Genomic DNA, 4,651 nt, shown 5'->3' on the forward strand with positions numbered 1-4,651 from the left:
CGGTCCCTGGCGCAACGCCGAGCACCTCGAGTTCGAGACGCTCGCCTACATCGAATGGTTCAACCACCGACGACTGCACGGCGAACTCGGACACGTCCCACCCGCCGAGCACGAAGCCAACTACTACAATCGCCACCACCAACAAGCGACAGCTCAAACACCAACCCTGACCTGACGCAATTCCCCGGCCGATTCAAGTCGACGCCGAACCCGGTAGAGCGGATCGTCCTTGCGACCGCGATGCCCACAGGTCTCGTTCTGCACGCGTCGTCGGCACTCGTCGAGCGCGGTGCCGGCGAGCTTGACGACGTGGAACGGGTCAGCGACCTGGACCGCCAACGGGAGCATCGTGTCGAACACGCTGCGGTAGCTGTTCGACAGATCGAGCGTCGCCCACTCGATCCGATCCCTCCACTCGGCGGGTCGCGCGGCGAGCCATCGACATGGCTCCGGCGCAGTCCTGCCGGGCACGACATCGAGAAGCTGCCCGCGGCGCACGTCGACGATCTGCGTCGACCATGACTGGGTTCTGTACTTGCCGAGCTTCGCGAACAGGGTCTCGTCGAGACCGAGCGCGGTCACGTCGCCGATCCGGTCGGGATGGTCAACGAGCTGCTCGCCGATCGCGACGACGGCGTCCATCACGGTGTGCCAACCGCAGCCGAGTTCGCGTGCAACGTCCGAGACGGCGCGTCCGTTTCGACCGACATGCAACGTCGACCAACGCGCCGCCCGCGTCGTCAATGCGCACCTGGCCGTAGCGACCTCTGCGTTGTCGTCGCACCAGCAACGACCACAGTTCGTGCAGCGCCAGCGTTGCTTGCGCCACAACAACCTCGTCGGGCGTCCGAACGCTGGCAGATCGACGAACTCGACCTCGCGGATTCCGTGACGATGCACGACCCCACCGCACTCGCATCCGGGTCGCTCGCCGGGCGTCTCGACCACGACCCGTAACCACATCGGCCAGTCGGCGACTCCGATCACGGTCACGTCAGGCAAGCCGACCAGCAGCGCGCACATTCGCGTAGCATCGGTTTCCAAGCAGGGGCTCCTCGCAATCTCGACGACTTCGACATCGCTGAGACTTGCAGAGCCCCTGTGGCGCGCGCGGGATCAACCCCGAACCATCACCCAACCCTCAGACGCGGAGAACCGTGTAACCTCGACCCAACTGATCAAGTCTGAGCAAATAGCACCGGCGCAAAAAACCGGCGCAAAAACCGCCGACAATCCGCCCGGCGAGGAGCGCAGAACGGCGCCTCCGCGTTCGAGTGTTCGCGGATTTCGTTAGGCGAGGGTGCCCCCACGTGTGATCATCAAGGCCGTGCGACATCTGCCCGTCGACGCCCTTGAGTGGCCAGCTCGAAGCGGTGCTCTCGCCGAGTGGCTGATGATTGGAGCAAACTCCTTCCACGCGCTTTCCGATCAGCATGGCTCGATTCCAACTGAGAACAGCCTCGCATGGGCCGACCAGCACACCTTTCCCGACCCCGAAAGCCGCCTTGGGCCAGCCGGATCATGGTTCGCTCTCCTGACGATGGGCGGCGCTGTCGAGATGCTCAAGGGCGTGGCTGAGCTGTACGGCAGCGCCGCAACTTCGCCTCTCACCCGCGCTCACTTCCCAGTCATCCGGTCGCTCCAAGAGCACTTGGGGCGAGTGGTGTGGCTGTGCGAACCGGCATTCTCGAACACGTCTAAGGCTCGGGAAGACGACAGCTGGGAGCTGCGCCACTTCCGCTCGATCCTGATTGCGAGAGAGTGGGTTGACGACTGGGTGAGGCACCTGGATCTGAATGATCCTTTCGGCTCCGACATCGTCGTCGCGCGATCCGAACAGGTCAAGGTCCTTGCACGGGCCAACTCCGCCGCAGACCGGCTAGGCGTCACGGTAAAGCAAGCCTGGCCGAGCTACACGGCGTTCGCTGAACTGATCGAAGTGGTTTCCGATTCGCTCCACGCAGCGCAGCGTGATCTGCCCACCAAGGCGCCATACAAGCGACTATCCGAAACGTCGCACGGCGGGTTGTTCGGACTCCACGGCGACAAGTCCATCACCGGGGGTGGTGTATACCGTTTTGAGCAGGACAATGCGAGTCTCGATGGAATGGCATCCCGAGTTGCTTGGTGGTGGACAACGGCGATGTCGATGCTTGGTGCCTACTACGGATGGGACACGGAGACGGCGTTGAAACCATTCATAGAACTTTGGCAAGCGTTGTACGAGTGAGTTCTGCTGCCGAGACTTCGATGTCGGCGCACGCAGAACATGCGATGCAGAACGAGGTCGATCCGGCTGCGCTTAGCGAGCGCCGAACGGCGCATACGACGGTGATTCTCGCATCCGCCCCCGACGCAACGTCTGCTGACGAAGTCTCGATCACCGTCGGCAGCGTCACCTAAACGTGACACCGGCTCGTCGATGTTCACGCACCGCCAGAGGGCATTCGTCCACCACGAGTGTGTTCGCCCATCGGCCCAGTCCGGTTGGCCATCTGTGGGCAGATTCTGTTCGCCGTTGACATCCGCTCCGGTGCCAGTCAAATCGCTCCTGTCCACGCTTCGGTCCGCGCTGTAGTACTGCGTATTTCGGTCGCTTCTTCGACCCATCCGACCACTGCATAATCACCCGATCGGCGGAAGGCTGCCGCCGCGCTGAAGTTTCATCCGCCAGCGGATCGTCATTGAGACCAGGGCCGGCCATCGCCGACAGCCGAAGGCATTGGAATCGGCCGGACCTCGTCGGCCACAGGGGGCGGATTGTCCATCGGCTCACGGTCCTCGTGATCGTCATCGACACTCGCTGCCATTGATGGCGGAGCGGAGATCTTCGGTGCCTTCGGTATCCACGGCGTCACGTTTTGCACCACCGATCCGTAGAACGTCCCGAGCAGGTTGAGGATCGAGTCGATAAACCCCGGCTTGCGCCCTGTGGTCTTGCGACCCTGACCCATCTCTTGCGTCAACACAAGCCTGAACCGCACCGGATCTCGCTTGTCCTCTGGCAACAACACGTCGCGATCCTCCCGAGCAGCGGCGACCGTCGCCGAGACCGGTGTGCGAGCGTTCTTGGCGTACGACTCGATGACTAGGCCGGCCGGAGCATCCTTCAACTGTGCGATGATCCACGAGGATCGAGCCTTCGCCCCACGATCATCCGGAGCGGGCACGTTCACACACGCCGTGATCCGGCGCGCCTTGACGTCCGTTGAGATCTCGATATCGCCGACCGTGTTCGGAACCCGCAGCACCCCATCTAACGCAACACCCGCCACGAGAGCGTCGACGAGGTGAGCCGTCCGAACCTTCTGCTCGGTGTTCGCTTTGGACAGGACGTGCTGGACGTCGGAGCCGATCTGAGCGCCGAGTTGCAATGCTGCGTAGCGCAGCAACTGATCCCAGCGAAGTGCGATGTCTCGCACCCCGTCATCGGTTTTGCGGAGGATCCCGTCACGGGCACCGTCACGCACCGGCACCCAATTCGGTCCCATGTCGTCGAACGCCATCGCACCCGACGCTGAATGCTCCAAGTAGCGGATCAACTCGCCGACGAGCCAAGCCTGCTCCGGGTCGTCAACTCCACGATGAACCTTGAACATGACAGCCGTCGACAACAACGCCGTCCACGAGATGTGATGCACCTGAATCTTCGAGTTCGCCCGGACGCGCAGTCCTTCGGTCGGGTGGGAGCCCGGTGAAGCGGCGATCTCGTTAGAGATGGTGAGGACGGCATCGAAGTTCTGTTGCCGGGCGATCTCCCAGTAGGCGTTGATCTGATCCGCTTCCAACCGGCCGTCACCCGTCTTGATCTCAACGAGCGCAGTCCACGTCACCTTGCCGTAGGAGATCCGCACCACACCATCGGGCCGGACCTTCTTGCCGTCGAGAACGAACTGCGGCTCCGTGTACGTCTCAACGATCGCCCTGGCCGCTCGGGACGCACCCATCGGCGAGAACAACGCCACCGACAGATCCCGGACAACCGACAACACAGCCAGCACCGCTGACGCAGCCCGGGTCTCGGCTTCTTTCTCCGAGCTGATCCCAGACACCGGGATCAATCTTGCACGAGTCCAGGTTTCGTTCTTATCTACCGCCATGCTCGCGCTCCCTCCGTCCACTCGATGAACGACACCGTAACGGAGCGCAGGACTGCGGTCGGCGGATCCACGAGCCACGTACGATCCGAGCGACGGCAACGACGGCCGAGTTGCTACCTCGCCGACATCGTCCGGATGAGGATCCTCATCGGAGACGGCTCCCCGGTGGGTCAACAGGGACGATGCCGGGCGTGGAGAGTCGTTCGAGTTTCCTGGGCTTCGGTGTGCCGGAACACTCTTCACCCCTGAAGTCCTATCGCTGCAGCATCGGTAGCGAGCCAGCTTCAGCCTTCGCCTCAGACCGGTGACGCGACAACTCGGCATGGAACGGGTGGTGGCGGTTCTGATCCAGGTTCAGCGGCAGATCCAGGCTGGCGATCAGTTCTTCCTCGAGCAGCCATGGCTCGAGGTGAGCGATGTAGCTCACACGGGCATGGGCTCCCATCCACGCCGACAGCGCCTGCTCACCGATCGAGAAGGTTCGCCGCTTGCCACTGCCGACTCGACGAAGCTCGAGGCCGAGTTCGTCGGCCAGCAACACCCCGAGCGTC

6 protein-coding genes are annotated in these 4,651 nt (G+C 62.9%); 3 read left to right on the top strand and 3 right to left on the bottom strand.

Annotated elements, in window-relative coordinates; translation table 11 throughout:
- On the top strand, window positions 1-175 hold a 175-nt coding region (locus ACESNG_RS21505), incomplete at its 5' end, for an IS3 family transposase (RefSeq protein WP_373070787.1).
- On the opposite strand, the gene ACESNG_RS21510 is transcribed toward ACESNG_RS21505, so the two are convergent.
- The gene (locus ACESNG_RS21510) at window positions 154-1,023 is read right to left on the bottom strand and encodes an ISL3 family transposase (RefSeq protein ID WP_373070789.1); all 870 of its coding nucleotides are present in this window, start codon (window positions 1,021-1,023) and stop codon (window positions 154-156) included. The two genes, ACESNG_RS21505 and ACESNG_RS21510, sit on opposite strands and share 22 nt — an antisense overlap.
- A gap of 370 nt (window positions 1,024-1,393) precedes the next feature.
- On the opposite strand from ACESNG_RS21510, the gene ACESNG_RS21515 reads away from it, so the two are divergent.
- Together ACESNG_RS21515 and ACESNG_RS21520 are read left to right on the top strand one after the other, a co-directional pair.
- Entirely contained in the window at window positions 1,394-2,230 is an 837-nt protein-coding gene (locus ACESNG_RS21515) for a hypothetical protein (protein ID WP_373070779.1), read from the top strand.
- A 20-nt stretch (window positions 2,231-2,250) separates the two neighbouring features.
- On the top strand, window positions 2,251-2,403 hold the full coding sequence (locus tag ACESNG_RS21520; RefSeq protein ID WP_373070781.1) for a hypothetical protein: 153 nt from the start codon (window positions 2,251-2,253) through the stop codon (window positions 2,401-2,403).
- Between the two features lie 278 nt (window positions 2,404-2,681).
- Here the strand turns inward: ACESNG_RS21520 and ACESNG_RS21525 are convergent, their stop codons facing one another.
- Both ACESNG_RS21525 and ACESNG_RS21530 read right to left on the bottom strand, forming a co-directional pair.
- Window positions 2,682-4,100 (bottom strand): stress response protein, encoded by a 1,419-nt coding sequence (locus ACESNG_RS21525; RefSeq protein ID WP_373070783.1) that lies wholly within the window; start codon window positions 4,098-4,100, stop codon window positions 2,682-2,684.
- A 253-nt stretch (window positions 4,101-4,353) separates the two neighbouring features.
- A partial coding sequence (locus ACESNG_RS21530; RefSeq protein ID WP_373070785.1) for a GIY-YIG nuclease family protein occupies window positions 4,354-4,651 on the bottom strand: 298 nt, incomplete at its 5' end.

Origin of the sequence: Gemmatimonas sp. (genome assembly GCF_041689975.1) — a bacterium.
In the GTDB taxonomy this organism is placed as follows: domain Bacteria; phylum Gemmatimonadota; class Gemmatimonadetes; order Gemmatimonadales; family Gemmatimonadaceae; genus Gemmatimonas.

Bases quoted from the DNA above. Each gene is read 5' to 3' on its own strand.
- ACESNG_RS21510 (WP_373070789.1), bottom strand. From the start codon at position 1,023: ATGTGCGCGCTGCTGGTCGGCTTGCCTGACGTGACCGTGATCGGAGTC.
- ACESNG_RS21515 (WP_373070779.1), top strand. From the start codon at position 1,394: ATGATTGGAGCAAACTCCTTCCACGCGCTTTCCGATCAGCATGGCTCG.
- ACESNG_RS21520 (WP_373070781.1), top strand. From the start codon at position 2,251: ATGTCGGCGCACGCAGAACATGCGATGCAGAACGAGGTCGATCCGGCT.
- ACESNG_RS21525 (WP_373070783.1), bottom strand. From the start codon at position 4,100: ATGGCGGTAGATAAGAACGAAACCTGGACTCGTGCAAGATTGATCCCG.